The sequence below is a fragment of the Companilactobacillus mishanensis genome (assembly GCF_003946505.1).
Lineage (GTDB): Bacteria > Bacillota > Bacilli > Lactobacillales > Lactobacillaceae > Companilactobacillus > Companilactobacillus mishanensis.
Genome location: NZ_RHON01000001.1, coordinates 180,345 through 206,568, shown reverse-complemented (window position 1 = coordinate 206,568; position 26,224 = coordinate 180,345). Strand labels below are relative to the sequence as shown.

General features: G+C 35.5%; 25 protein-coding genes. 2 read left to right on the top strand and 23 right to left on the bottom strand.

The features are described 5' to 3' along the window. Nucleotides 1-62 precede the first annotated feature (62 nt). Both parC and parE read right to left on the bottom strand, forming a co-directional pair. Nucleotides 63-2,525, bottom strand: coding sequence for a DNA topoisomerase IV subunit A (parC, locus tag EKM63_RS01010; protein ID WP_125702832.1), 2,463 nt, complete (start codon nt 2,523-2,525; stop codon nt 63-65). A gap of 10 nt (nt 2,526-2,535) precedes the next feature. After that, nucleotides 2,536-4,536 carry a DNA topoisomerase IV subunit B gene (parE, locus tag EKM63_RS01005; RefSeq protein WP_125702830.1) on the bottom strand — a complete coding sequence of 667 codons (2,001 nt, stop codon included), beginning with the start codon at nt 4,534-4,536 and terminating at the stop codon, nt 2,536-2,538. 216 nt (nt 4,537-4,752) lie between these two features. Here parE and plsY point away from each other — a divergent pair, with 216 nt between their 5' ends. Beyond that, nucleotides 4,753-5,394: a glycerol-3-phosphate 1-O-acyltransferase PlsY gene (gene plsY, locus EKM63_RS01000; RefSeq protein ID WP_125702828.1), complete on the top strand. Its 642-nt coding sequence runs from the start codon at nt 4,753-4,755 to the stop codon at nt 5,392-5,394. Between the two features lie 21 nt (nt 5,395-5,415). Here the strand turns inward: plsY and EKM63_RS00995 are convergent, their stop codons facing one another. The 12 genes from EKM63_RS00995 to EKM63_RS00940 all read right to left on the bottom strand — a co-directional run bounded on the left by EKM63_RS00995 (nt 5,416) and on the right by EKM63_RS00940 (nt 16,465). After that, nucleotides 5,416-6,291, bottom strand: a complete 876-nt coding sequence (locus EKM63_RS00995; protein ID WP_125702827.1) for an aldose 1-epimerase family protein — start codon at nt 6,289-6,291, stop codon at nt 5,416-5,418. Nucleotides 6,292-6,302: 11 nt separating this feature from the next. Continuing rightward, nucleotides 6,303-7,742: an ATP-dependent protease ATPase subunit HslU gene (hslU, locus tag EKM63_RS00990; protein WP_125702825.1), complete on the bottom strand. Its 1,440-nt coding sequence runs from the start codon at nt 7,740-7,742 to the stop codon at nt 6,303-6,305. Between the two features lie 15 nt (nt 7,743-7,757). Beyond that, on the bottom strand, nt 7,758-8,282 hold the full coding sequence (hslV, locus tag EKM63_RS00985; RefSeq protein WP_125702823.1) for an ATP-dependent protease subunit HslV: 525 nt from the start codon (nt 8,280-8,282) through the stop codon (nt 7,758-7,760). A 15-nt stretch (nt 8,283-8,297) separates the two neighbouring features. After that, nucleotides 8,298-9,197: a tyrosine recombinase XerC gene (xerC, locus tag EKM63_RS00980; protein WP_125702821.1), complete on the bottom strand. Its 900-nt coding sequence runs from the start codon at nt 9,195-9,197 to the stop codon at nt 8,298-8,300. Continuing rightward, complete coding sequence (gene topA, locus EKM63_RS00975; protein WP_125702819.1) at nt 9,197-11,278, bottom strand: type I DNA topoisomerase; 2,082 nt, start codon at nt 11,276-11,278, stop codon at nt 9,197-9,199. Before topA ends, xerC begins: the two co-directional genes overlap by 1 nt. Nucleotides 11,279-11,388: 110 nt before the next feature. Next, nucleotides 11,389-12,207 carry a DNA-processing protein DprA gene (gene dprA / locus EKM63_RS00970; protein WP_125702817.1) on the bottom strand — a complete coding sequence of 273 codons (819 nt, stop codon included), beginning with the start codon at nt 12,205-12,207 and terminating at the stop codon, nt 11,389-11,391. A gap of 40 nt (nt 12,208-12,247) precedes the next feature. Beyond that, nucleotides 12,248-13,018, bottom strand: a complete 771-nt coding sequence (locus EKM63_RS00965; protein WP_125702815.1) for a ribonuclease HII — start codon at nt 13,016-13,018, stop codon at nt 12,248-12,250. Further along, on the bottom strand, nt 13,008-13,862 hold the full coding sequence (ylqF, locus tag EKM63_RS00960; RefSeq protein ID WP_125702813.1) for a ribosome biogenesis GTPase YlqF: 855 nt from the start codon (nt 13,860-13,862) through the stop codon (nt 13,008-13,010). The genes EKM63_RS00965 and ylqF overlap by 11 nt, the downstream gene beginning before the upstream one ends. Nucleotides 13,863-13,871: 9 nt before the next feature. Further along, a complete protein-coding gene (locus EKM63_RS00955) occupies nt 13,872-14,096 on the bottom strand; it encodes a YozE family protein (protein ID WP_125702811.1) in 225 nt (74 codons plus the stop codon). Between the two features lie 10 nt (nt 14,097-14,106). Then, on the bottom strand, nt 14,107-14,703 hold the full coding sequence (locus tag EKM63_RS00950) for a YpmS family protein (protein WP_125702809.1): 597 nt from the start codon (nt 14,701-14,703) through the stop codon (nt 14,107-14,109). Between the two features lie 3 nt (nt 14,704-14,706). Further along, nucleotides 14,707-15,576 carry a DUF459 domain-containing protein gene (locus tag EKM63_RS00945; RefSeq protein WP_125702807.1) on the bottom strand — a complete coding sequence of 290 codons (870 nt, stop codon included), beginning with the start codon at nt 15,574-15,576 and terminating at the stop codon, nt 14,707-14,709. A 46-nt stretch (nt 15,577-15,622) separates the two neighbouring features. After that, the gene (locus EKM63_RS00940; protein ID WP_125702805.1) at nt 15,623-16,465 is read right to left on the bottom strand and encodes a DegV family protein; all 843 of its coding nucleotides are present in this window, start codon (nt 16,463-16,465) and stop codon (nt 15,623-15,625) included. Between the two features lie 126 nt (nt 16,466-16,591). On the opposite strand from EKM63_RS00940, the gene trhA reads away from it, so the two are divergent. Beyond that, a complete protein-coding gene (trhA, locus tag EKM63_RS00935) occupies nt 16,592-17,269 on the top strand; it encodes a PAQR family membrane homeostasis protein TrhA (protein WP_125702803.1) in 678 nt (225 codons plus the stop codon). Here trhA and EKM63_RS00930 read toward each other — a convergent pair. From EKM63_RS00930 to cmk, 9 genes are all read right to left on the bottom strand, one after another. Then, the gene (locus tag EKM63_RS00930; RefSeq protein ID WP_125702801.1) at nt 17,262-17,753 is read right to left on the bottom strand and encodes a dihydrofolate reductase; all 492 of its coding nucleotides are present in this window, start codon (nt 17,751-17,753) and stop codon (nt 17,262-17,264) included. The two genes, trhA and EKM63_RS00930, sit on opposite strands and share 8 nt — an antisense overlap. A 10-nt stretch (nt 17,754-17,763) precedes the next feature. After that, the gene (locus tag EKM63_RS00925) at nt 17,764-18,714 is read right to left on the bottom strand and encodes a thymidylate synthase (RefSeq protein WP_125702799.1); all 951 of its coding nucleotides are present in this window, start codon (nt 18,712-18,714) and stop codon (nt 17,764-17,766) included. Between the two features lie 9 nt (nt 18,715-18,723). Continuing rightward, nucleotides 18,724-20,622, bottom strand: a complete 1,899-nt coding sequence (locus EKM63_RS00920; RefSeq protein WP_125702797.1) for an ABC-F family ATP-binding cassette domain-containing protein — start codon at nt 20,620-20,622, stop codon at nt 18,724-18,726. A gap of 93 nt (nt 20,623-20,715) precedes the next feature. Beyond that, a complete protein-coding gene (locus EKM63_RS00915) occupies nt 20,716-21,180 on the bottom strand; it encodes a hypothetical protein (protein WP_125702795.1) in 465 nt (154 codons plus the stop codon). A gap of 60 nt (nt 21,181-21,240) precedes the next feature. After that, a complete protein-coding gene (locus tag EKM63_RS00910; protein WP_125702793.1) occupies nt 21,241-22,437 on the bottom strand; it encodes a CCA tRNA nucleotidyltransferase in 1,197 nt (398 codons plus the stop codon). Between the two features lie 4 nt (nt 22,438-22,441). Further along, the gene (locus tag EKM63_RS00905; protein ID WP_125702791.1) at nt 22,442-23,689 is read right to left on the bottom strand and encodes a tetratricopeptide repeat protein; all 1,248 of its coding nucleotides are present in this window, start codon (nt 23,687-23,689) and stop codon (nt 22,442-22,444) included. Nucleotides 23,690-23,749: 60 nt separating this feature from the next. Then, nucleotides 23,750-24,025: an HU family DNA-binding protein gene (locus EKM63_RS00900; protein ID WP_010623460.1), complete on the bottom strand. Its 276-nt coding sequence runs from the start codon at nt 24,023-24,025 to the stop codon at nt 23,750-23,752. A gap of 188 nt (nt 24,026-24,213) precedes the next feature. Further along, a complete protein-coding gene (gene der / locus EKM63_RS00895) occupies nt 24,214-25,527 on the bottom strand; it encodes a ribosome biogenesis GTPase Der (protein ID WP_125702788.1) in 1,314 nt (437 codons plus the stop codon). Between the two features lie 13 nt (nt 25,528-25,540). After that, a complete protein-coding gene (gene cmk, locus EKM63_RS00890; protein WP_125702786.1) occupies nt 25,541-26,200 on the bottom strand; it encodes a (d)CMP kinase in 660 nt (219 codons plus the stop codon). Between the last annotated feature and the right edge of the window lie 24 nt (nt 26,201-26,224).

Below are 26,224 nucleotides of genomic sequence, written 5' to 3'. Positions count from 1 at the left end.
AGTTACAAAAAGATATTATCATTTCTATAAGTAATCATACTATAAAAATTACCCCAATATCATTATGATTCCGGATTTGTTATATCTTTTTTCTCAAACCGTACTGGTATACCGTCAGTTTCAGGGTCTAAAATAAATGATCCATTTGAATACCTGTCAGCGTCTTGGTGACCTTTTTGATCAATAATCAATTCATTATTGGTATCCGTAACAACAACAAGTTGTTCTTTACCGGTAATATCAGTTACTAATTTAATACGATGTGGCGAAGTCTTGAGTTCACGCAATGTCAATACACCACGTCTAGCACGACTTGTAATCGGAATCTCTGATAATTTCATTTGCTTGTATGAACCACGTTGGGTCAATAAAGCAATTCGATCATCAGTATTGTTCTTGTCTTCAATAAAGTAGCCTGCGATTTCATCATCAGATTTCAAACTGACAAATTTAACTCCGACAGCTTTACTTCCAACAATTGGGATTTCTGAAAGTGGGAACGCAGACGCATATGAATGAGTCGTAAAGACATACATCAATTTGTTCTCTGCAACACTAGTTGGGAAGTACTCGATATTAATAACGTTATCAGTTGACGCCTTCAATTTAATATATCGACTGGCTCTAGATTTATATGTTCGACCAGGCAATAGGTCTTCAAATGATACTTGTTTAACATAATTATCGTCTGTACCCATAACGAAAGTTCCGTCATTCTTCAAACTTTCAAAGACGAACGCTTTCAAAATAGATTCGTCATTAGCTAAACCAATATCTTGCGACAAATGCGAGCCTGTATCTTTCCATCGATTATCATCTAATTCAAAAATTTGACGATAGATCAGGTTACCTTTATCGGTAAAAATAAAGATATGATTCAAAGTATTAGCTTCCACATCTAAGATTGGATAATCTTCATCCTTAAGTCCATTATCACTTGGATCTGAGGCTTGATAAGATCTTAAACTTGAACGTTTTACATAGCCATCATGACTGACTAATACTCGAACATCTTCACTAGCAACCATGACACGAGTGTCAACTTCGATTTCAGCAACTTTTGCTTCGATCTTGGTACGTCTCTTATCACCATATGTATCGTGAACTTCTTGTAATTCCGTTTTGATAACATTCATTAATGTATCGTGGTTATTGATAATTTTGTTCAATTTTTCGATTTGGTCTTTGAGTTCTTTATCTTCTTTTTCCAACTCAGTAACGTCGGTATTAGTCAAACGATAAAGTTGTAAAGAAACGATAGCTTCTGCTTGTGGTTCTGTAAATTTATATTCTTTAACTAAATTATTCTTAGCATCGGATTTATTTTTACTTGCACGAATTGTCTTAATAACTTTGTCCAATATCGAAAGAGCTTTGATCAAACCTTCAACAATATGAAGACGTTTCTTTGCTTTGTCCAAGTCGAACTTCGAACGACGCAATACGACTTCTTCTTGATGATGAACGTATTCAGTTAACATTTGTACAAGACCAACTTGTTGTGGTCTCATATCAGCAATTGCAACCATGTTAAAGTTATACGAAATTTGAAGATCAGTATTCTTCAATAAGTAATTAAGAATTCCTTGTGCATCAACGTCACGCTTTAGTTCAACAACGATTGAAAGTCCTTGTCGATCACTTTCATCACGGACTTCCGCAATACCTTCAACTTTTTTAAGGACACGAACTTCATCCATCTTCTTGACCAGAACAGCCTTATTAACTTCATATGGAATTTCAGTAATAATAATTTGAGATTTGTGACCACGTAAATTCTCAATAGAAGTCTTGGATCTCAAAAATACTTTTCCACGACCAGTTTCATAAGCTTCACGTATACCACTTGCTCCTTGCAAAATTCCTCCGGTTGGGAAATCAGGACCCTTAACTATTTTCATTAGATCATCCAATGTTGCATCAGGATCATCAATGAGTTTGATCGTAGCCTCAATGACCTCAGCCAAATTATGTGGTGGAATTTCCGTAGCATAACCAGCTGAAATTCCGGTGGCACCATTGACTAAAAGATTAGGAAACCTAGCAGGAAGAACTTTTGGTTCCTTTTCTGTATCATCAAAATTCCATTCTTCATCAACTGTGTCTTTATTGATGTCACGCAGCATTTCTGTTGAAATTTTACTCAATCTTGCTTCGGTATAACGCATGGCAGCAGGTGGATCACCGTCCATTGAACCATTATTACCGTGCATTTCTATCAACGGTGCACGTAACTTCCAGTCTTGTGATAAACGGACCATAGCTTCGTAAATCGATGAATCACCATGGGGATGAAAATTACCCATGACGTTACCAACACCTTTGGCAGATTTTCTAAAACCTTTATCATAGGTGTTTCCGTCTAAAAACATTGAGTATAAAATTCTTCTCTGTACAGGTTTTAAACCATCCCTAATATCTGGCAAGGCTCTTTCCTGAATAATAGATTTAGAATATCTCTCAAAACGATCTCCCATGATTTTTTCTAATGGGATATCTTGAATTTTAGGAGAATTGTTAGCCAAAATAAATCACCTATTCCTTATTCAATAAATCATCAACGACTTTACTATCAATATGATCAGTATCGTCAACTTTTTCGAGGATATTGTCCCCTTCTTCAGTACCGTTGAAACGAACGTTTTTTTCGATCCAATCACGACGAGGTTTTACCTTGTCACCCATCAAAGTTGTAACTCGACGTTCTGCCAAAGCAGTATCATCGATATTTACTCTGATCAAGATTCGACTTTCAGGATCCATAGTAGTTTGCCACAATTGATCGGCATTCATTTCTCCCAAACCTTTAAATCTTTGTAAGTCATAACCTTTACCCATTTCCTTAATGGATGAAGCTAACTCGTCAGGTGTCCAACAATATTTCATCTTTGTTTTGGCACCTTTACCTTTTTGTAACTTATAGAGTGGTGGTAATGCAATATACACATGACCAGATTCAACCAACGGACGCATGTAACGATAGAAAAATGTCAATAATAGAATCTGAATATGAGAACCATCATCATCAGCATCGGTCATAATAATTACTTTATCGTAATTTCTGTCTTCTAATTTAAAGTCAGCACCAACACCGGCACCAATGGTATAAATCATGGTATTGATCTCTTCATTTTTGAAGATATCTTCAAGTTTTGCTTTTTGTGTATTCAAAACTTTACCACGTAAAGGTAAAATTGCTTGGAATTTACGATCTCGACCTTGTTTAGCTGAACCACCGGCAGAATCACCCTCGACGAGGAATAATTCATTCTTAGATGAATCTTTAGATTGAGCTGGAGTTAATTTTCCTGATAGTAATCCATCAGTCTTTTTGTTCTTTTTACCATTTCTGGTTGATTCACGAGCTTTTCTAGCAGCATTTCTTGCTTCACGAGCTTTAAGTGCCTTTTTAACAAGAGTCTGGGCTTGTTCACCATTTTCCATCAAGTAGAAACTCATTTGTTCATAAATCAATTGATCAACCGCAGAACGAGCTTGAGGTGTTCCTAGCTTGCCCTTAGTCTGACCTTCGAATTGAAGTATCTCTTCAGGTATACGGACTGAAATGATCGCTGAGAGCCCCTCTCGGACATCACTACCCTCAAGATTCTTACTATTTTCCTTCAAAAGGCCAACTTTTCTAGCATAATCGTTAAAAGCTTTGGTCAATCCAGATTTCATTCCAGACTCGTGAGTCCCACCATCAGCGGTTCTGACGTTATTTACGAAGGAAATAATATTTTCAGAGTATCCATCATTATATTGACCAGAGAATTCGATCTCCATACCCGAATTAGTACCTTCAACATAGAAGATTCCACCTAATGTATCTTTGTCTTCGTTCAAATACTTAACAAAAGATTGAATACCGTCTTCAAAATGGAAAACTTCTTCCTTGTCTTCATCGCCACGTTTATCTGTAATAGTGAATTTAACACCCTTCAACAGGAATGCTGACTCACGCAAACGCTCTGATAACGTTTCAAAGTTGAATTTAGTTGTTTGGAAAATAGATGCATCAGGTTTGAAACTGATAGTCGTTCCATTATCCTCACGTGTTTTACCAGTCATTTTGAGGGTACCAACTGGATGTCCACCATTTTCGAATCGTTCTTCATAAACCTTGTGTTCACGAACTACTCTAACTGTCATCCATTCCGAAAGTGCATTAACTACAGAGGAACCAACACCATGGAGTCCACCAGATGTCTTATAACTATTCTCTGAGAATTTACCACCAGCATGTAATACAGTTAAGATAACTTCGATAGTTGGTTTACCGGAAGAGTGCATACCTGTTGGCATACCCCTACCATGATCGACAACAGTAATACTGCCATCGTGATTAATTGATACATTGATTTCTTTACCAAATCCAGATAACGCTTCATCGACAGCATTGTCGACGATTTCGTAAACTAGATGATGTAGACCACGAGTATCTGTGGATCCAATGTACATACCTGGACGTTTACGAACGGCTTCCAAACCTTCTAGGATTTGAATTGATGAATCATCATAAGATGATTTAGGCATTTAAATCATTCCTTTATAAATTAGCTTTAGTACAACAATGACTTATTATAGCATTTAAATTCAAAAAAAAAGCAAACATATGTTTTATGAGAATTTATTAATATTGACCGATAACACTAATTGTACCTAAAAATTAAGGTAATATGGTGAAGTAATGGTTAAATTACTGTACTTGAGATACAATTTAGTCAAAATAAATTTTGAGAGCGTGATTTTATGAAACTCTTTTATTGTGTAATTTTAGCATACCTGATTGGATCGTTCCCAACAGCATATATTGTTGGGAAGGTATTCTTCCACAAAAACATTTTCGATTATGGTAGTGGAAATGTTGGTACAACCAACGCTTATCGGGTCTTTGGTCCAGTAGCAGGTACTGTAGTACTTGTTGTTGATATCTTGAAAGGGACTTTGGGTGCACTAATGCCGGTCTTCTTTGGACTCGACCACCGCTGGATGCTGTTTGTCGGTGTCTTTGCAGTATTAGGACATGTTTTCTCGATTTTCTTAAAATTCCGTGGTGGTAAAGCCGTCGCAACAAGCGCGGGAATATTACTAGCATATAGTCCTTCATTATTCGCAATCTGCTTTGCATGCTTAGCAATCATTGTCTACGTTACTAGTATGGTCAGTGTCGGAAGCTTAGTCACTATTTTAGTTTTCGCAATTTCAACTTTATTCATGCATGACTGGATTTTGACAGCAATTGCGTTTGTAATTTTAATCATAATCTATGTGCGTCACATCCCTAATATCAAACGATTATTAAAAGGTAAAGAGAATTTAGTCCCTATCGGACTGGCGTACAAACGTCAACAGAAACGTAAAGAAGAAGAGCAACAAAAAAGCAATCATTAAGTTGATTGCTTTTTTATTTGTCTATTTAAATGAAATACTATAATACGCATCAAACTGTTGTTTAGGTTCAAGCAGATTAATACCATATTTACTTTCAAACTTGTTATCGGTATCTACTTTGTCAGCAATACCCCACCAAGGTTCAATACATACAAAATTACCAGTCTCCGGATACTGTGACCAAATTCCAACAAACTTGGCATTTCCGGTATCCAAAGTCAAACTTCTATCTGTCTTGGCACTCTCAATGGTAATAACAGCTGGATCATTCAATCGGTAAATAATTGCATCGTCAGCAAACTTGTCATGATTCAAGGTAAAGTCTTGATCTTCAACTTTTTCTTCGTGACTAAGGTCGATATTGCTGTCTTTTAACGAAATACGTGATCTGGTTTGCTTTGGTTCGACCTTGATCCCAAAATCCTCGTATTCCAGACCTTTTTCAAAAGGAACTGAAAATCCAGGATGCGCACCAATAGCAAAATACATATCATTTTCAGCATCAGTATTATCAACCAAATAACTGATCTGCAAAGTATCTTTGACCAATTGGTAAACAATTTGTAGCTTGAAATGGAATGGATAGACTCTTAAAGTCCTATCACTATCTACTAAACTAAACACTAGTTTAGCATCAGTCTGCGAGGCTAACGAAAATTCTTCATCCCTTGCAAACCCATGTTGTGACATTTCATATTCGTGATCATTGTAATAATAATGATCTCCTTTTAAACGGCCCACGATTGGAAATAAAACAGGAGCGCGTCGATTCCAGATCTCGGGGTCGGCTTGCCAAATAAACTCATTATCGGCGTTATCTTTAACACTAATAATTTCTGCGCCTACTGATTTAACTTGTACAGTCAAATAATCATTTTTAATACTGTATATTTCCATGGTTTACACCTCTAAAGGATATAACGTGAAAGATCTTTATCAGAAACAATCTTACCGACTTGTTCCTTAACATATTCACGAGTGATTGTGATATCGCCCATTTGCATATCTGGACCTTCATAAAGAATTTCAGCAAGAATTTTTTCAAGAACTGTTGAAAGTCTTCTGGCACCGATATTTTGATTTGTATTATTCAAATCAAATGCAACCTTGGCTATTTCTTCAATTGATTCTTTAGTAAATACCAAATTGATCCCATCAGCTTTTGTTAATGCAACATATTGCTTAGTAAGGGCATTGTCAGGCTTAGTCAAAATTTGGATGAAATCATCTTCAGTCAAGTCTTGCAACTCAACTCGAATTGGAAAACGACCTTGCAATTCAGCAATCAAATCGCTTGGCTTACTATCAGCGAAAGCACCTGAAGCAATAAACAAAATGTGATCAGTGCGGACAGCACCATATTTTGTATTAACTTGTGAACCTTCAACAATAGGTAAAATATCCCTTTGAACACCCTCACGAGAAACTTCACCAGAATTTCTTTTATCTCCGGCAGTGATCTTATCAAACTCATCAATGAAAATAATTCCGTTGTTTTGAGTTCTGTCGATCGCACCTTGATAAATTTCATCATGATCTACACGTTTAGCGGATTCTTCTTGAATCAAAACTTCACGTGCTTCTTTAACTGGAAGTGTTCTAGAAATCATTTTCTTTGGCATTAGTTGATCCATCATGCCACTCATATCAACACCCATATTGGCCATTTGATCATTCATTGGACCAACTTTACGTGATTCTTGAACAGTGATAGTAACTTCATGATCTTCTAGAAGCCCTTTGTCCAATTGCTCTTTGATCGATAAACGTTTATCACGTACATCATCAGTAACATCACGGTTTTCATCGGGATCTTCATCAGTATCATTATTGTTATTATTTAGCATATCGCCAAGATTGCTTGCTTGACTCATATTTGAAAGCATTGACATGAAGTCATTCATACCATTTTCTTGTTTTTGTTCCTTCTTGACACCAGGCACAAGTAATTTAACAAGTTTCTTATCAACTTTACGTCTTACTTCTGGACGAATTTCTTCATACTTTTCATTTTCTTCCATTGTTACAGCAACATCCATCAAATCACGAACCATTGATTCTACATCTCTACCTACGTAACCTACTTCAGTAAACTTGGTTGCTTCAACTTTAACAAAAGGTGCCTTAACAACTTTAGCTAAACGTCTAGCAATTTCAGTTTTACCAACACCTGTAGGTCCGATCATAAGTAAATTCTTTGGTGTGATCTCTTGTTGCATCTTGTCTGGGACTTGCATACGACGATAACGGTTGTAAAGTGCAATAGCCACAGACTTCTTAGCATCATCTTGTCCGATGATATATTTGTCCAATTTTTCAACAATTTGCTTTGGAGTTAAATTTTCCATTGATTAAAATCTCCTCTAAAATTTATCAGAAATAATATTGTTGTTAGTGAAAATATCGATACCTGAAGCAATTTGAATTCCTTCACGGGCAATATCTTCAGCAGACATATCCTCAGCATGTCTGCACATTGCAATAGCGGCAGCTTGGGCAAAATTACCACCCGAACCGATTGCAATTACATCTTCATCAGGTTCAATAACTTCTCCACTACCTGAAATCAACAGTAAGTCATTTTTATCCAAAGCAATCAACATTGCTTCTAGTTTTTGCAATTGTGGATCCTTACGCCAATCTTGAGCTAACTCAACGGCTGCTCTCTTTAAATTACCTGAATAAGCTTTTAATTTCTTTTCAAACCAATCTTGTAAGGTAAATGCATCTGCAACACCACCGGCGAATCCAATGATAACTTGATCATCAAAGATTCTTCTAACTTTGTGGGCAGATCCCTTCATAATGAATTTTTCACTTAAAGTAACTTGTCCGTCACCAGCGATGGCAGTCTTTCCATTGTGCTTTACAGCTACGATTGTTGTCATAAAAATAAACCCTCTCTATCTCGGAAAATATTTTTTATAATCTTTTTGCAAATGTTCCATAGTTACATGAGTATAAATTTGAGTAGTTGATAAACTGGAATGCCCTAGCATTTCCTGAACAGTTCTTAAATCAGCTCCGTTGTCCAACATATGTGTCGCAAAAGTATGCCTGATCATATGGGGATGAATATCTGCTGTCAAACTAGTCTTTTTTATCACTTGATCAAGAATATATTCAATTCCTCGGCTGGTAATTTGCTTACCTCGATTATTAATAAAAACAAAATCATGTTCCTGACCATATTTTCTCATTATTTTGGTTCTAGCGCCACTGATATACTTATTTAATGCCTCTTGAGCATACTCGCCAAATGGAACATAACGATCCTTATCACCTTTACCATGAATCAATACGATTCCATTTGTAAAATCTAGTTGTTCAAGCGTCAAATTAGCACACTCGCTAACACGCATACCAGTTGCATACAGAAGTTCCAATAATGCGGAATTACGTTCAGATAGTAAATCATCGCCTTTTACAGCTTCAAATAAAGTTTCCATTTCTTTTTCATAGAAGAACCTAGGTAATCGACGACCCTTTCTACGTAATTGCACCAGTTCAAACGGATTTTTGGTAACAAAACCATTTCGAACTAAAAAATTGTAAAAAGAACGGAGCGTTGAAATTCGTCTTGAAATAGTTCCATCAGAGTAATTTTTTTCGTCCATAAAAGTCAAATAGGTTTCAACATCTATTTGATTTACGACTGTAAAACCCTTGAAACCACCACTATTATCTAAAGCTTCAACAAAATTATGAATGTCTTCCAAATAAGACTTCTTCGTATCGTCTGAATAGTGGCGATTAATAACTAAATATTCGACAAATTTGTCGACGAAATCTTGTTCGATCATTATTTCTGAATTGCCTCTTCGTAATCTCCATTTGGACAAATAACCTGACGGCCACCCTTGACCTTTTTCTCAACCAAATAATGTTGATCTTTTGGGCAATTTCTACCAATTGGTTTGTCCCAAGTTACAAAGTCACAATCTGGATATCTTGAACAGCCGTAGAAAATACGGTTCTTCTTGGATTTACGTTCAATAACTTGGCCCTTTTTACACTTAGGACAAGTTACACCAATTTCTTTAACAATTGGCTTGGTGTTACGGCAATCAGGGAATCTTGAACAAGCATAGAATTTACCATAACGACCCAATTTGATAACCATTGGGGCGCCACAGATATCACAATCGATACCTGCAGGCTCATCTTTGATTTGAACTTTTTCAATTTTATCTTCGGCGGATTCAAGTTCTTTTTCGAATGGTTTGTAGTATCTATCAACTACTTTGACCCAATCCTCTTTACCCTCTTCAATATGATCAAGTTCATCTTCTAGGTTCGCAGTAAAATCAACATTAACGATATCAGGGAAATAATCCTGGATCAGATTATCAACGATTTCACCCAACTCAGTGGGTTCAAAACTTTTACCGTTCAGCTTTACATAGTATCTTCTTTGAATAGTATCAATAGTTGGTGCATAAGTTGAAGGACGTCCAACACCATTTTCTTCCAGTGCTTTAACTAGTGAAGCTTCAGAAAATCTAGCAGGTGGTTGAGTAAAATGTTGTGCAGGGTCATTTGACTGAAGTTGTACCTTGTCACCTTCATTTAAATCAGGCAGAATATTATCTTTTTTACCTGACTCAGAAGTGCTTTGGTAAACCTTGCGATAACCTTCAAACTTCATCTTTGAACCGTTAGCTCTAAAGTTGACATTGTTTTGACTGATATCAACGGCCATAGTATCGAAAACAGCAGGTGTCATTTGACTTGCTGTAAATCTCGACCAGATCAATTCATAAAGACGATATTGATCACGTGTCAATAATTCTTTCATTGATTTTGGAGTACGGAAAACTGAAGAAGGGCGAATAGCCTCATGGGCGTCTTGAGCACCTTCTTGGTTTTTATCATTACGCATCTTAACAGCTGCAAATGGTTCACCATATTCTTCATGAATAAATTTTGATGCTTCTGCTTGAGCAACTTTGGAAATACGCTTGGAATCAGTACGCATATAAGTAATTAAACCTACGGTACCTTCTTTTCTACCAAGATTGATTCCTTCATATAGTTGTTGTGCAATCATCATTGTTTTTCTAGTTTTAAAGTTCAACTTACGGTTAGCTTCTTGTTGAAGTGAACTAGTTGTAAATGGTGCTGCAGGAAATCTCTTACGTTCTTTCTTGGTTACTTTTTCGACATCAAAATCGGATTTCTTATCGATTTGTCCAAGAATCTCTTGCACTTTTTCATTGTTTTTCAAATCAACTTTTTTATGATTTACACCATAGAAGTTAGCACTAAATTTGTCTTTCTTATGCTTAAAAATCGATTCGATCGTCCAGTATTCTTCTGGAACAAACTTTTTAATTTCATTTTCACGTTCAATTACTAATTTAAGAGCAATTGATTGAACACGACCAGCACTCAATCCCTTTTTAACTTTAGCCCATAAAATAGGTGAAATTGAATATCCAACTAATCTATCAAGAATTCTACGTGCTTGTTGAGCATCTACTAAATTCATGTCAATGCTACGAGGTGATTTAAATGCTTGTTTAACGGTATCTTTAGTAATTTCATTAAAGACGACACGGTTTTTTCCATCGACGTCTAGACCTAATAAATGAGAAACATGCCATGCAATGGCTTCTCCTTCACGATCCGGATCGGCTGCGAGATAAACTCTTTTAGCTTTCTTTGCTTCTTTTTTTAAATCCTTTATTACGGGACCTTTACCACGAATAGAAATGTATTTTGGTTCGTAATCATGTTCAATATCGACACCCATTTGACTCTTTGGTAAATCTCTAACATGTCCCAAACTGGCAACAACATGGTAATTTCTACCTAAATACTTTTCAATGGTTTTGGCTTTAGATGGTGACTCTACAATCACCAGATTTTTTGATGATGGCACGTAACCGTGCTCCTTTCGTAACTCGATTAAAAACTGAACTTATATTAAATATCAATTTTTGTTTTGTCAATAAAATAATACATATATTTTCAAAAATGCGAAAGCGTTTGCTAAATATCATTAAAATTTATCAGTGGTGTTGCCCCTTGTTGGATCAACTTATTGCAACCTGCTGATAAGCTTGAATCAATCGGTCCAGGTATTGAAATAACCTCCCGATTTGAATCAAGTGCTAATTCAGCAGTGATCAATGCGCCACTCCTAATTTTTGCTTCCGTAACGACAACTTTTTGGCTCAGACCAGCGATTATACGATTACGCTGGGGAAAATGCCAACGATTGATTTCGCTTCCTGGTGGATATTCACTAAGTAACAATCCATGAGTAGCGATATCATCCTGTAATTGTCTGTTCTGTTTTGGATAATATTTATCAAGAGAACTACCAATCACAGCAATAGTTTTACCGTAATTATTTAGAGTCACTTGATGAGACCAAGCGTCTACTCCTTGAGCTAGACCGCTTACAACAGTATAGCGGTCAATCACTTTTGGAACAAGTCCGCTAATGCAACGATAGCTATATTCGGTTGCTTGTCTTGCTCCAACAATAGCTAAACAATTGTCTAAAAGCAAATTTTTATTTCCTTTGTAAAACATCATTGCCGGTGGATTATAAATTTCCCTCAACTGATTTGGATACGAATCTTCTAAATAATTTATCACTTGAATATCTTTTTTTACCGGTCGCCTTAATAATAGAAGAAACTCGTTATATTTCTCTGGACCAAGTTTTAATTTGAGCATCTTTAAAGAATCCATTTCGAAATTTGGATTATCAATAAATATACTTATTATTTTCAAAAGCATTTGATTTGAAACCATTCTTGTCATTCGACACTGTACTAAAAATTCGTTTAATTTTTCCATATAAAAACACCACTTTCATAATAAATTACGCAAGTGGTGTTTAATATAATTTCGAAATATTCTTTACAGGTGAAAAACTTTCACGATGGATATTGGTCTTGCCATATTTGGCTAAGGCGTCCAAATGTTCTCTGGTACCATACCCATCATTTCTCAAAAAGCCAAATTCAGGATACATTCGATCATATACTGACATCAATCTATCTCGAGCAACCTTAGCTACTATACTGGCGGCGCCAATCGTAATTGATTTGGCATCACCCTTGATCAATTTAATTTGTGGAATATCCACTGGTATAGTCATTGCATCAACCAATATCTGATCGGGTTTAGCATACAAATTATTTATAGAATCAGCCATTGTAAGTTCTGTTGCATGATAAATATTTTCTTTATCAATCAATTCTGGTGATCCGACAGCCACACTGATATCAATGGCCTGATTGCAAATTTGAATATACAATTCCGATCGTTTTTTGGCACTTAATTTCTTTGAATCGTCAACCTCATAGAGAGTATTGTCACTAGGCAAAATAACTGCGGCTGTTACGACTGGACCAGCAAGTGGTCCACGTCCAACTTCATCGACACCAGCAACCATTTTTTCTTGATTCCAAAATGGTATTTCCAAAGTTTCTTTCTTATGAAATTTAACTAACAATTCACGTTGTTTTTCTTGACGACGATTATATTTTTCTAATAACTTTTGAACTCCAGATCTGGAATCTGTCATAAGCTCAGAAATCAATTCGTCATCAGCGGTATGATCTAAAAGATCTTTGACTTCCTTAATAGTATAACTATTCTTCATAGAATTCCCCAGGAACATCAAAGGTAACTCTTCCAAATCTCAAATTACGTACATCCATGATAACTTTTCTGGCAGCACGGTCATAGTCTTCTTTGTATCCAAACTGTTCCGTCAAATGCATCAATAATTCACCAGTAGTATGGTTCAACATATCAGCACTATCCAAGTTATAGACATCAGTCAGACGTTTCAAATAATGGGCCTGCAAAAAGTTAAGCGCAAAAATAGCGACATCATCCGGCGGATAAATCTTATCTTTAATAGCACCAGAAAGAGCCAATTTCATTCCAACTTTAGGATCATTGATCTTTGGCCAAAGAATTCCAGGTGTATCCAATAGGTCGATTCCATAATTAGTCTTGAGCCAATTTTGATTCTTCGTAACACCTGGCTTATTACCTGTTACAGCGACATTTTTTCCGACCATCTTATTCAAAATAGTAGACTTACCAACATTAGGAATTCCAATACACATTGCTTTTATCTGATAATTTTTAACGCCAGCATTCTCATATTTTGCAATCTTTTGAGAAAGTTCAGCTCGTATCAGAGTATTCAAATTCGATAATTTATTATCATGTTTGGCATCTGACTCAATTGAGGCTGTACCTTCTTGTTCAAAATTCAGCTTCCAATCTGCTGTCAATTTGGGATCTGCCAAATCAGACTTGTTCAAAATTATTATATGTTTCTTTTGATTGATGATATCTTCCAAGACTGGGTTTCTAGATGAGTATGGAAGTCTAGCATCAACAATTTCTAAAACAATATCAACCATTTTCAAACGGTCTTGAACTTGGTTTTTTGCTTTGTTCATGTGACCGGGATACCACTGAAAAGCCATATTTATCACCTATTTTCTGTCTACGTCTTTATATTTTTGGTAAATTTCGTCAAAAATCGTCATACTTGGTAAATATCCAGCATTTAATTCCAAATAGTCAGATATTTTATCGTAATCCTGCTCTTGTTTCGGAAACGATTGATCATGAAACGCATTATTTGCGAATTCAGCATCAGGTTCCACACTTTCAGGATTACGGAGAGTCATTAAGTATGCATAAAAGCTTCTCTTCATAAATTCTCCTCTATTGATTATCTGTGATTTTTGTATTCATTACATCAAAAACAAGTTTATCATTCTTTAAATCTAGTTTCTTAGCACGAATGCTATATCCCTCTTTGGTTCTATACTTAGTAAATTTTAAAAGAATTGTCTTATCCTTGCTATTTACGTCTACCCAATCAGGAATCTTGAAACTGTTTTTAGCATAATTCATGACAAATTTAATTGGAAGTGATAATGCTCCAACCTTTATCTGCTTAGCCTTCAACAAGACATCCCCATTAGTTTTGGCATAAGGCGTCATTATCAAATTAAAATGGATTTTTGCTCCTAGAAATTTTACTTCGCCAGTAAGTTCAGCATCCTTTTTTAATTTGAGTTGGTACTCTGCCTTACCATTATTCAACGTATGTTCCAAATAATACTGAGCCATTTCATTAGCTTGGTCTTTATTCATGTTGACGGTAAATATTTGTTCATTTTGAGATTCAATTTTTGAGGAAACTTTATAGGTTTCATTGGGAGCGCTAAATACTTTTGAACCCAAGATCCCACCAAAAACTAGTATAACTGCTAGTAATGCAATAAAAGCATATTTCCAATAATTTTTATTTTTCATATATTACTTGTAAAGCCACTCTTTCTTGGTATTCTTCACTTGATCATAAATTTTTTCTGTCATCATATCATAACCCTTGGCATTAGGGTGAAAATGATCTTGATCAGAAAGATAAGGGTTAGTACCAGTCTTTTTAGCCTTCTTATCTACATATTTAGTTTCATACAAATTATTGATATCTACGTAGTAAGTATTATTCACGGAATCGGCAACTTCCTCTGAGGCCTGGCCCCATTTGACGAAAGCAGTTTTAGCGTCCGTCACGTTTGCTAAATAGATGCTGAAAGGATTATATATACCGACCAAATAAATTGGAGCATGGCCATTATAATGCCTAATATCAGCAAGTAAAACTCCCAATCGACGGTCAAATTTAACTTGTTCGTCAGAAATGTTTTTTTCAGTAAGATCCATACCCTTTTTCTTGAGTAAATGCATGAAGTCATTGCCGCCGACTGTAACAGTAATTATATCAGCTTTAGGTAACGATTTATGAATTTTTTGGTCGAACGAAATCCTATCTATTATTTGACTACTTGTGTTACCGGATACACCAAAGTTATCAGAACTAACTTTTACCTTATCGTCTTCCTTAACTTTGTTTGAAAGACGTGTAACATATCCACCACCGATCGACTTTGAATCACCAATACCTTCAGTCAACGAATCACCGATCGCAACGATTTTTATCGATTTCTTTTTGGGAATGACTTTTTTCTTTTTAATTATATTTTTAATGCTTTTCTTATGCGTAGTTTGTTCTGATTGGGTACTCTGTTCATTATTTTGATAAAAATAATATCCAGCTCCTCCACCAACCAAAAGTAACACGATTACAGTAGATAATAATATCCATAATGTTTTTTTCTTCATCTAAAATCCATCTTTCAAAAAAAGCTGATGAATAAACCATCAGCTCCTACTCTGTATAAAATTCTATTGCGAATGCACCTGATCCAGCATGAGTTGCAATTACAGGACTTGTAACTCGAATCAAAAGTGGTACTTCAGGAACGATCTCCTGCAACTTTTCCTTAAGCTCATTTACATAATCAAGTTTATCAACGTATGAAATCCCAATCGCCTTAATATTTTTAAGTGATTTGATTTCATCCATTACATTGTTCATATACTTTTCAATTGTCTTTCGACCACGTCCACGCTTGGCAACATCTAAACTATTGTTCTTCAATGTGAGAACTAGATTAAGATTAAGCAATGTTGATAAAGTTCCTGCGAATCTGCTTAATCTTCCTCCACGTAGAATATTCTCAATACTTGTCACACCCATGTATAGATATGTGTGATCACGAACATTATTAATGGCAGTCTTGATTTCGTCAACTGATTTGCCTTCTTTGGCAAGCTTTGCAGCTTTTAAAACTTGAAATGCCAATCCACGATCAGTAAATTCAGTATCGATTGCTTCATAGTTTCTATCAGTCATTTCACTTACCTGTTTAGCGGCATTAACTGTACCACTGATAGCAACAGTCATATTCAACGACAGAATATCAGTATAATCCTCAGGAATTGAATCAATTACTTCCATGAATGTTCCTAGTGATGGTTGCGATGTTTTGGGTAGATCCTTTGACGCATCCATTTCTTTTACAAATTCTTCACGAGAGATGTCAACACCATCTACATACGTATTACCATCAATTTCAATGGTCAATGGAACCACACTGATGTCATTTTCTTTGATTTCCTCTTCTGTCAATTGAACTGAAGAGTCAGTGATAATTTTTACCTTGCTCATATTCTCCCTCTTTCATAGGGTTTCGATTGATTAATTGTTTAAATTATACCAGATTTGTTATCAATGTATTAACTTTAGTATAAAGTATTATACTGTACTTAAACAAATTGAAAGTTGGTTTACGATTTGGAAAAAAATTCTGATTTAAAAAATAAGCAAACCAAAAAGTTTTCTCGCACGTATCTGATACTTAACGAAATATTTAGTGCTGTAACTCATGGTATCGGAATCATTTTAGCTATTATTGGATCGGTCTTCTTACTTATTAAGGGATTCAAAAGTGGAAATCCGCTTGAAATAACTTCTTATTTCATTTACGCATTTACATTATTCTTCTTATATCTCAGTTCAACTTTATTTCATAGCTTGTACTTTACTAGAGCAAAAGGTGTCTTTCAGATATTTGACCACAGTTCAATTTTCCTTATGATTGCTGGAACTTACACACCATATTGTTTGATTGCATTAAAAAGTTCCGCCTTTGCCATCGCACTCTTGGCAGTAATTTGGGTATTAGCAATCGGCGGAATTCTCTATAAAATATTTAATGTTGGTAAATTCAAGTATTTTGAAACTTTCCTTTACGTTTTAATGGGCTGGGCAATAATAATTGCCATGAAACCACTATTTGCAGCCATCGGTGCCACCGGAACTTGGTTATTGATATTCGGTGGGATTGCCTTTACGTTAGGTGCCGGTGTTTACTTGATCAAGAACTTAAAATTTGCTCATGTGATCTTTCACATTTTCGTAATGATCGGTACGGCGTTGATGTACTTCTCAGTATATTTATATGTTAATTAATTTTTTTGTAAGTCTCGAAGGTATATGGATAGATATTTTTTTCGTCCATGGTACCTTCTTTTTTTTCGGTCAATTTAAATTTATTGTAATCTATATCAACCATTTTCGTGTCACCAACAAATTCGTGGTGGATCTTTGTGACATAAAGAATATCAACATCGTCAAGAAACATTTGAAAAATAGTTTTGCCACCTATTACCATAATATCTTCATCAGATTTGGTAACCTTAGACAATTCTTCTTTTGAATTGATCAATTCAGCTGGAGACTTAACTTGATACTCATTATTACGAGAAATAACAATATTTCGACGGTTTGGTAAAGGACCATTTGGAAAACTTTCGTAGGTCCGACGTCCCATGACAATCGTATTACCTGTTGTTAAATCTTTGAATCTTTTCATATCGTTCGGAAGTTTCCACGGTAAGGAACCATTTTGTCCGATTATCTTATCGGCATCTTCTGCCCACACAAAACTTATCATGTATTTCCTCCTAAACGGCAACTGGTGCCTTAATTGCAGGTTCTGGGTCATAACCGGTTACAACAATATCAGCAACGTCTAAATCAAAGATACTTTTGTTACCTTTAATCTCAAGTTGAGGTCCAGCATGTGGAGTCCTGCTTAATTGTTCTTTTACTTGATCTAGGTGGTTCAAATAAATATGAGCATCCCCAAAAGTATGGACAAAATCTCCAACTTCTAAGCCAGTTTCTCTAGCGATCAGATGTGTTAACAATGCATAACTAGCAATATTGAATGGAACTCCTAAAAATAGATCAGCACTGCGTTGATACAATTGGCATGACAATTTGCCATCATTCACATAAAATTGGAACAGTGTGTGACACGGAGGTAATGCCATAGTTGGAACATCTTCTGGATTCCATGCACTTACGATCATTCGACGAGAATCAGGTGTATTTTTAATTTGATCGATAACGTTTTTGATTTGATCGATAACTCCACCATCACGTTTTTGCCAATGTCTCCACTGTGCACCGTACACAAAACCTAAATCACCAAATTTTTTGGAAAAATCATCATCATTCAAGATTTTTTCTTCGAAGATCTTTTTTTGTTTTTTATACTCTTGATTGAAATCATCATCAACGAGACTGCGACGACCAAAATCAGTCATATCAGGACCAGTATAAATGTCATCTTCTATATACTTTTTGAAAGCCCACTCGTCCCAAATATGATTCTTATGTTGCAATAAATACCTAATATTAGTATCACCATGCATGAACCACAAAAGTTCACTTTTGATCAATCCAAAGGGAACTTTTTTTGTCGTCAATAGTGGAAATGATTTGGAAAGATCAAATCGAATTTGATATCCAAAAGTGCTTATTGTACCAGTTCCAGTACGATCACCCTTTTGGTGACCATTTTCTAAAACATACTTCAATAAATTCAAATATTGCTGTTCATTATCCATATTTGTCTCCTACTCAAATTGACTAAGATATTCCCAACGTTCCATCATTGTATCGGCTTTTTTGTTGGCTTCATCTAGCTCACGCTGAAAATCCATCAATTTCTGATAATCATTCGAATCATCATTCAATTGGGCTTTCAAATTAGATATCTCATCGTCTAATTTTTCAATTTCAGGCTCAAGTTTATTTAATTCCATTTGTTCAGCATACGTTAATTTAGTTTTTTCTGCAGTTTTAGTACCTGATTCTTCAGATTTCTCTTCAGCTTTTTTCTCTTTATTTTGTTGATGTTTTTCAACTTCTTGCTGGTTCATTTTTTCAAGATAACCAGAATATGAATCATAGCTCTCTTCAATTTGACCTTGGCCTTTAAAAATCAATAACTTACTTGCCACTTTATCTAAGAAGTATCTATCATGAGATACTGCCAAAACAGTTCCCTTGAATCTTTCCAGATAATCTTCAAGAATCGTCAAAGTTTCAATATCCAAATTATTAGTTGGCTCATCCAAAAGAAGAACATTGGGTTGTTTGATCAAGATTGCTAATAAATAAAGTCGGCGTTTTTCACCACCCGATAACTCTCGAATAAATGCTCCTTGCATTTGATGGTCAAATTTAAATGTATCCAATAGCTGAGAGGCGGACATACGCTCACCATCTTCATTTCGAACACCTTGACCTATTCCTTCGAGGTATCTGATAACTCGCTTCTCAGGGTCCATATCTTGAGTGTATTGCGTGTAATAACCCAGATTAACAGTTTGACCTGTTTTCACAGTACCTGATGTTAATTTGATTTTATCTGCCAAAACATTTAAAAATGTGGTCTTTCCTGATCCATTAGATCCGGTGATCCCGATCCGATCACCTTTTGAAACCAGATAACTGAAATCATCAATTATTGTTTGATTATCAAACTGCAAACTTGCATCTTTGATATCGAACACGTCATTTCCCAGTCTTTGTTGGGCAATGTCGATCGACATTTCTTTTTCAGCGGCTGGTTTGTCAGATAGATCATCTTTTAAATCATTGAATCTATCAATACGTGCTTGCTGTTTTGTTCCACGAGCCTTGACACCTGCACGCATCCAGTCCAATTCTTTCTTGTACATTTGTGTTTTATGTTGTTGAACTGCAGCATTTGTAGCTTCATTAGCTGCTTTTTGAGAAAGATATTTTTCGTAGTTACCGTCATATTCGGTCACATTACGGTTCTCAAGTTCAAAAATTCTGTTGGCAACTTTATTCAAGAAATAACGATCATGAGTAACAAACATTACCGATCCCTTAAACTTGTTTAAATAGCCTTCTAGCCAGTCAATTGCTTGATAGTCCAAATGGTTAGTTGGCTCATCCAGGATCAACAAGTCAGCATCAGAGATCAATGTCTGTGCCAAAGCAACACGGCGTTGTTGGCCACCAGATAATTCTGATATTTTTTTATCCAATTCTGTGATGCCCAGTTTATTTAATATTGCTTTAACATCAGATTCCATTTGCCAAGCATCTGCAGCGTTCATTCTTTCCTGAAGCTTGAAAAACTCAGACTGGATTTTTTTATCATCAGAGTTCTTATTGAAATTGATCAAGCTGGCTTCATATTTTCTGATCAATTTAAACTGTTCATTTTCGCCAGCAAAAACAGCATCCACAACAGACAATTCTTCATCTAGTTCTGGTTGCTGTTTTAAATATGAGATTTTATAATTCTTTGGTTTTTCAACGTCAATCGTATTTAAGTCATTATTATTCACTAGACCATCAAGTAGCGTCGTTTTACCAACACCATTAAGGCCTAACAACCCGATTCGATCGTTTTCATTGATTGTAAAAGTTACATTTTTAAACATGGTTCTTTCGCCAAATGTCTTTGAGGCATTTGATATATTAAGTGTTTTCAAGTAATTCACCACATATTCTAGAGTTAGTTAATATTTTAGTCGAAATTGAGCATTAAAAAAAGCCCTATCTGAAATAGGACTTCAAAATAAATCTTACAATCTGTCTTTGTAAAGATCGTATACTGAATGATCTTCATCAACAGCGACATATAAGTTACCGTTTTGTTTTGAAATAGCTGATGATTGATAAACGTTATCTAGGCCTTCAGCATCTTTTTGCTTGAATGGCAAGTAAATTTCCATTGGTTCCTTATTTTCATCAGGACCAAATTCAATATCAAGTTTTTCGATATCTTGGTATTTAATGATACGGTTGAACATACCATCTGCCATTGCAGCAGTTGACACATCAGTATCCTTGATATAGTCAGCTTCAGGAAGAATCTCAATTCTAAATCTCTTACATGGGTGGATTTCTTGCATACGGCCACCTTCGATACGACCAAAACTGGTTGTAACACGTGAGATCCATACATCACTCATTTCACCGTGATCGACCGTCCATGTATCGCCATTTCTGAAATAAAATTTTAATTCTTTAAAAACATGCTTGCTCATGTTGTTACCACCCTTTCGAATACTAAAATACTTACTAAGGTAATAATACCACGGTTGTTATTATTTTAACAAATATCTTTGTAAATCTTCGTAAGAATTTGTAACCGTTTGCGTAACGACGGCTTTCTCCAGTTTATTCATAAAGAAACCGATTTCAGGACCTGGCTTGATATTTAATGTTTTAATGACATCATTACCGCTTATTTTCAAATCATGTGAACTATTTATCGGGATGGCATCGATCAATTTATCAAGCTTTTCCCGGTCAAATTTGATATCGAAAAGCTCAGCAAGTTTCTCAGCTCTAGAAACATTATCCAGACCATCTTTATAATAATCCCAGATCTCTAGGCTATTCGACTGGATCAACTTTAGTATTCTCATCGTCGAAACACAGGCTTCGCGTGACTTATTAGATACTTTCCAATCACGAAGAAATTTGCTTAATTTTTCTTCCGAGTGTTCCAATACAAATCCGATAGCAGTCCAAGCCATTTCATCATCTACCATTTGAAAATCTTCAGTCGATAATAAATTATTTAGTTTGCTGGCTTGACCAGCAAATTCAGGACAATACTCAGATAGATTTAAATTCAAAAATTCTTTGAATCCAATCTTCCAAGCACGTCCGATCATCATTTTTATAAACTCTTCTCGAATACGCTCAACTGCTATTTTTTCCAACAATGGAGCATTGTCTTCGATTGCAGCAGCTGTCTCTGGCTCAATGGTGAAATCTAGCTGTGATTGAAATCTGACTGCGCGCATCATTCTGAGCGCATCCTCATGAAATCTTTCTTCAGGGACGCCAACAGCTCTGATAATTTGATTATCCAAATCGGTCAGTCCATCAAATTTGTCTACGACATTACCATTTCTATCGACTGCAAGTGCATTGATCGTAAAATCTCGACGTTTCAAATCGTCTTCCAATGACCTGACAAAAGTAACTTTATCCGGACGACGATAATCTTGATAACCTGATTCTGTTCTAAAAGTGGTTATTTCATAAGAGTTATCGTTCATCAAAACAGTCACGGTACCATGCTTGATTCCGGTATCGACAGTATGTTTAAAAATTGACTTGATTTCTTCAGGATAAGCACTCGTTGCAATATCCACATCATGGATCGGCAAACCTAATATGTGATCGCGCACACTACCCCCAACGAAATAGGCTTCAAATCCAGCTGTTTCAATCATTTCTAATATCGGTAGCGCTTGCTGAAAGTCTGTTGGTAGTTGTTTGATCTGCATAAATTTACCTCATTTGATCTAATAATTCTTGCATATCCTCATTGTCAGGATTTTTACGCAAGTATAGTTGTAATGCTGCTTTTAGTGCCGGAGAATCTCCAGAACTACGTAAAATTTCTATCATGTCACTCAAGAAGTCAATATTATCTTTATATTCTTCAAATGCTAAACCAATATTTTCTTGAGCTTTTTGAATGTCATCTGTTTCAAAGTATGACTTTGCCAGATTCCAAATAAGTTTTGGATTATTATTTGTGTCGAAATCAGCAAGTAGATCTAGGTTATTCTTGTATTGCCCATGGGTAATGTAAAAATCACTTAATCTAATTACTAATGGTAGCGGTGTCTCTACAGTACCGATACCTTTTTTGATAATCTTGATTGCATTGTCAGCATCTTCAGAAACTCCGGCATCAAATGCGATTTCATATAGTTTTTCGTCTAACTCATTGATATTAAGTCCTAATTGAGCATATTTGAACGATTGTTGATTATCCTTGATATTCAAATAATCGTCAGCTAATACAACATAAGCTGTTGGATAATCGTGATTGATCTCCAACAACTGTTCTAAGGTCGAAATTGATTTGTTGTAATTCTTGACCTGGTTGTATAAAAATCCTAGTTGATATTGTGCATCTTCATTTAGTTCGATGGCATTCAGATTTTCAAACTCTGAAATTGCTTCCTCGTATTGACCATTACCAGATAATGAACTAGCTTTACGCAATTTGATAGAAATACCAGAATACTCATCGATTCCATCATCTAATAAGAAATTATAAAATACTAAGGCCTTACTAAAATTATTCTCATCAAAATACAGTTCAGCAATCGCAAATCTAAAGACGTCTTCATCAGGATACAATCTAACGCCCTCTAATAGCTTTTGCTCACTTACTTCATACATTCCTTGCGATTGATAAATATCAGCTGAAACCAGTAAATTTTCGGCATACGATGGAGAATCAGGCCCAATTTCAGAAATATAGCTTAGAGCTTGATCGGTATCACCATCAGAAACTGCAATTTCGGCCAATCTTGATAAAATTTGTCCTTCATCTGGATAAAGTTCTAATAGATGTTCATAGATGGTTTTAGCTTGTACTGACAAACCTCGACTTAGTAAAGTTTCGGCTAGAGAGAATTTTGTTTGATCATCATCTTGTTCAAGCGATTCTTGGATCAAACCATCCACATCTGTGAAATCACCCGCGTCAATTGTTTCAATAACTTCGTCTGCTTTACTCAAATTTATTCCTCCATTTTTGCATTAAAAAAGCGGTCTAAAGACCGCCCCCAAGAAATAAAACTATTTAACTGAATCCTTCAAAGCTTTACCTGGTTTGAATGCAGGTACTTTGCTTGCTGGAATCTTAATTTCTTCACCTGTTTGTGGGTTACGACCCTTACGAGCTGCACGTTGACGTACTTCGAAGTTACCAAAGCCAATAAGTTGTACTTTGTTACCTTCTGATAAGTTTTCTTGAATTGATTCAAAAACAGCATCTACTGCTGAAGTTGCATCTTTCTTTGTTAATCCTGTTTTGCTAGCAACACTATCGATAAGTTCTGCTTTGTTTGCCATGTGTAATAACCTCCGGAGATAAAAAAATTTTTTAGAAACTATGAACAATTGACGTTTGTGTTCATCATTCCAACTACAAAAATACCATAGCAATGGGGATGTAGCAAGCGTTTAAGGTCCAAATTCCAATAAATAAACGTTTTTTATAAAAAAATTGATACTTTTTTCATAATGTCAGGTAAATACCGTTACTTTCGCTTTCTTGGCAAGATTTTGATCGGAGTACCTTCAAAATCAAAAGTATCTCTCAATTGGTTGATTAAAAATCTTTCATATGAAAAGTGAAGTAATTCATTGTCGTTAACAAAAACAACAAATGTTGGTGGTTGGATCGCAACTTGAGTCATGTAATAAATTCTCAACCTTTTACCGTTTACGACAGGTGTTGGTGCAATTGAAGTTGCACGCAACAATAGATCATTTAGCATTGCTGATTGAATACGACGGTGTCTATTATCAAAGACACGTGAAACTAATTCAGGAATCTTATCCAATCTCTGTCCTTTCACTGCGGAAGTGAAAAGGATCGGTGCATAAGATAAGTACTGGAATTCAACTCGTATCTGATTTTCAAAGTCCTTCATTGTATGAGTATCTTTTTTCAAAGCATCCCATTTGTTAACAACAATGATCACACCTTTACCAGCATTGTGGGCATATCCAGCAACACGTTTATCTTGTTCACGGATACCTTCTTCAGCATTCAGAACAACACAAACAACGTCAGATTTATCTATGGCACTCAGTGCTCTCAATACTGAATACTTTTCAGTGTTTTCATAAACTTTTCCACGTTTTCTGATACCAGCTGTATCGATCATGGTAAATTCTTTTTCCAGAGTTTCATCATAATATTTCGTATCAATGGCATCTCTAGTAGTACCTTCCATGTTGGAAACAATAACACGATCATCTTTTAAAATAGCGTTAACTAGTGATGATTTACCAACATTTGGACGTCCTATAAAACTAAATTTGATTGACTCATCTTTTTCATGATTATCTTCGTTTGGAAATGCTTTAACAACTTCATCCAACAAATCACCTAGACCAGTTCCTTGTGAACCGGAAACGGGATTTGGATCACCAAAGCCCAATGTGTAGAAATCATAAATATTTTGACGTTGTTCTGGATTATCAGCCTTATTTACAGCCAAAATAACTGGTTTTTTTGTACGATAAAGAATCTTAGCGACATCTTCATCTTCTTTAGTGACACTATTTTGACCATTAACGATAAATACAATTACATCTGCTTCATCAATAGCGATTTCAGCTTGGTTTTTGATTTGAACCGTCAGTGGCTCGTCACTCATATCAATACCACCTGTATCGATCAATCTAAATTCACGTCCAAGCCAACTAGCTCTAGCATAAATTCGATCTCTCGTTACACCGGGAGTATCTTCAACAATAGATAGTCTTTCATTGATAATTCGATTAAAAATCGTTGACTTACCAACATTTGGTCGACCTACTAATGCTACTACTGGTACTGCCATATGCACTACCTCCTTATTTGTGAGAATTAACTATTTCAGTAACTTTATCTACTACTTCTTGAATACTCATATCTGAACTATCTAATTCAACGGCATCGTCTGCTTTTCTCAATGGAGAAATTTCTCGATGTGAATCTTTATAGTCGCGTGCAGCAATTTCATCCTCTAAAGTTTTTAGAGGCGTATCAATGCCACGTTCAACGTTCTCTTTGTAACGTCGTTCAGCTCTAACTTTAACGCTGGCAATTAAGAAAATTTTTACTTCTGCCTTTGGTAGAACTGTTGTACCGATATCTCTACCGTCCATCACAATATCAGTATCATTTGCCAAATTACGTTGCATCTCAACTAATTTTTCACGGACCTCTTTGATAGCTGAAACTTGAGAAACATTATTGGTGATTTCTTCACTCCTGATTTCGTCAGAAACGTTTTTACCATCAAGAAGAACATCTTGACCATTTTCAGTATTTAGGAATTTGATTTCATGTGAATTCATTAAATTTAATATTCCAGAGACATTACCATAGCCTACATTGTTGTTTTTGGCAAGTAAAGTTACAGTACGATACATTGCACCAGTATCGCAGTATACGAATTTAAGATTTTTAGCGATCAATTTAGCGATCGTACTCTTACCAGCTGAAGCTGGTCCATCAATTGCTATTTGCATTAATTTACACCCATTTCTAAAAAT

What these genes read in the sequence shown, in the direction of transcription:
- parE (WP_125702830.1), bottom strand. Translation starts at nt 4,536, where the DNA reads ATGCCTAAATCATCTTATGATGATTCATCAATTCAAATCCTAGAAGGT.
- plsY (WP_125702828.1), top strand. Translation starts at nt 4,753, where the DNA reads ATGAAACTCTTTTATTGTGTAATTTTAGCATACCTGATTGGATCGTTC.
- EKM63_RS00995 (WP_125702827.1), bottom strand. Translation starts at nt 6,291, where the DNA reads ATGGAAATATACAGTATTAAAAATGATTATTTGACTGTACAAGTTAAA.
- hslU (WP_125702825.1), bottom strand. Translation starts at nt 7,742, where the DNA reads ATGGAAAATTTAACTCCAAAGCAAATTGTTGAAAAATTGGACAAATAT.
- hslV (WP_125702823.1), bottom strand. Translation starts at nt 8,282, where the DNA reads ATGACAACAATCGTAGCTGTAAAGCACAATGGAAAGACTGCCATCGCT.
- xerC (WP_125702821.1), bottom strand. Translation starts at nt 9,197, where the DNA reads ATGATCGAACAAGATTTCGTCGACAAATTTGTCGAATATTTAGTTATT.
- dprA (WP_125702817.1), bottom strand. Translation starts at nt 12,207, where the DNA reads ATGGAAAAATTAAACGAATTTTTAGTACAGTGTCGAATGACAAGAATG.
- EKM63_RS00965 (WP_125702815.1), bottom strand. Translation starts at nt 13,018, where the DNA reads ATGAAGAATAGTTATACTATTAAGGAAGTCAAAGATCTTTTAGATCAT.
- ylqF (WP_125702813.1), bottom strand. Translation starts at nt 13,862, where the DNA reads ATGGCTTTTCAGTGGTATCCCGGTCACATGAACAAAGCAAAAAACCAA.
- EKM63_RS00955 (WP_125702811.1), bottom strand. Translation starts at nt 14,096, where the DNA reads ATGAAGAGAAGCTTTTATGCATACTTAATGACTCTCCGTAATCCTGAA.
- EKM63_RS00950 (WP_125702809.1), bottom strand. Translation starts at nt 14,703, where the DNA reads ATGAAAAATAAAAATTATTGGAAATATGCTTTTATTGCATTACTAGCA.
- EKM63_RS00945 (WP_125702807.1), bottom strand. Translation starts at nt 15,576, where the DNA reads ATGAAGAAAAAAACATTATGGATATTATTATCTACTGTAATCGTGTTA.
- EKM63_RS00940 (WP_125702805.1), bottom strand. Translation starts at nt 16,465, where the DNA reads ATGAGCAAGGTAAAAATTATCACTGACTCTTCAGTTCAATTGACAGAA.
- EKM63_RS00930 (WP_125702801.1), bottom strand. Translation starts at nt 17,753, where the DNA reads ATGATAAGTTTTGTGTGGGCAGAAGATGCCGATAAGATAATCGGACAA.
- EKM63_RS00925 (WP_125702799.1), bottom strand. Translation starts at nt 18,714, where the DNA reads ATGGATAATGAACAGCAATATTTGAATTTATTGAAGTATGTTTTAGAA.
- EKM63_RS00915 (WP_125702795.1), bottom strand. Translation starts at nt 21,180, where the DNA reads ATGAGCAAGCATGTTTTTAAAGAATTAAAATTTTATTTCAGAAATGGC.
- EKM63_RS00910 (WP_125702793.1), bottom strand. Translation starts at nt 22,437, where the DNA reads ATGCAGATCAAACAACTACCAACAGACTTTCAGCAAGCGCTACCGATA.
- EKM63_RS00900 (WP_010623460.1), bottom strand. Translation starts at nt 24,025, where the DNA reads ATGGCAAACAAAGCAGAACTTATCGATAGTGTTGCTAGCAAAACAGGA.
- der (WP_125702788.1), bottom strand. Translation starts at nt 25,527, where the DNA reads ATGGCAGTACCAGTAGTAGCATTAGTAGGTCGACCAAATGTTGGTAAG.
- cmk (WP_125702786.1), bottom strand. Translation starts at nt 26,200, where the DNA reads ATGCAAATAGCAATTGATGGACCAGCTTCAGCTGGTAAGAGTACGATC.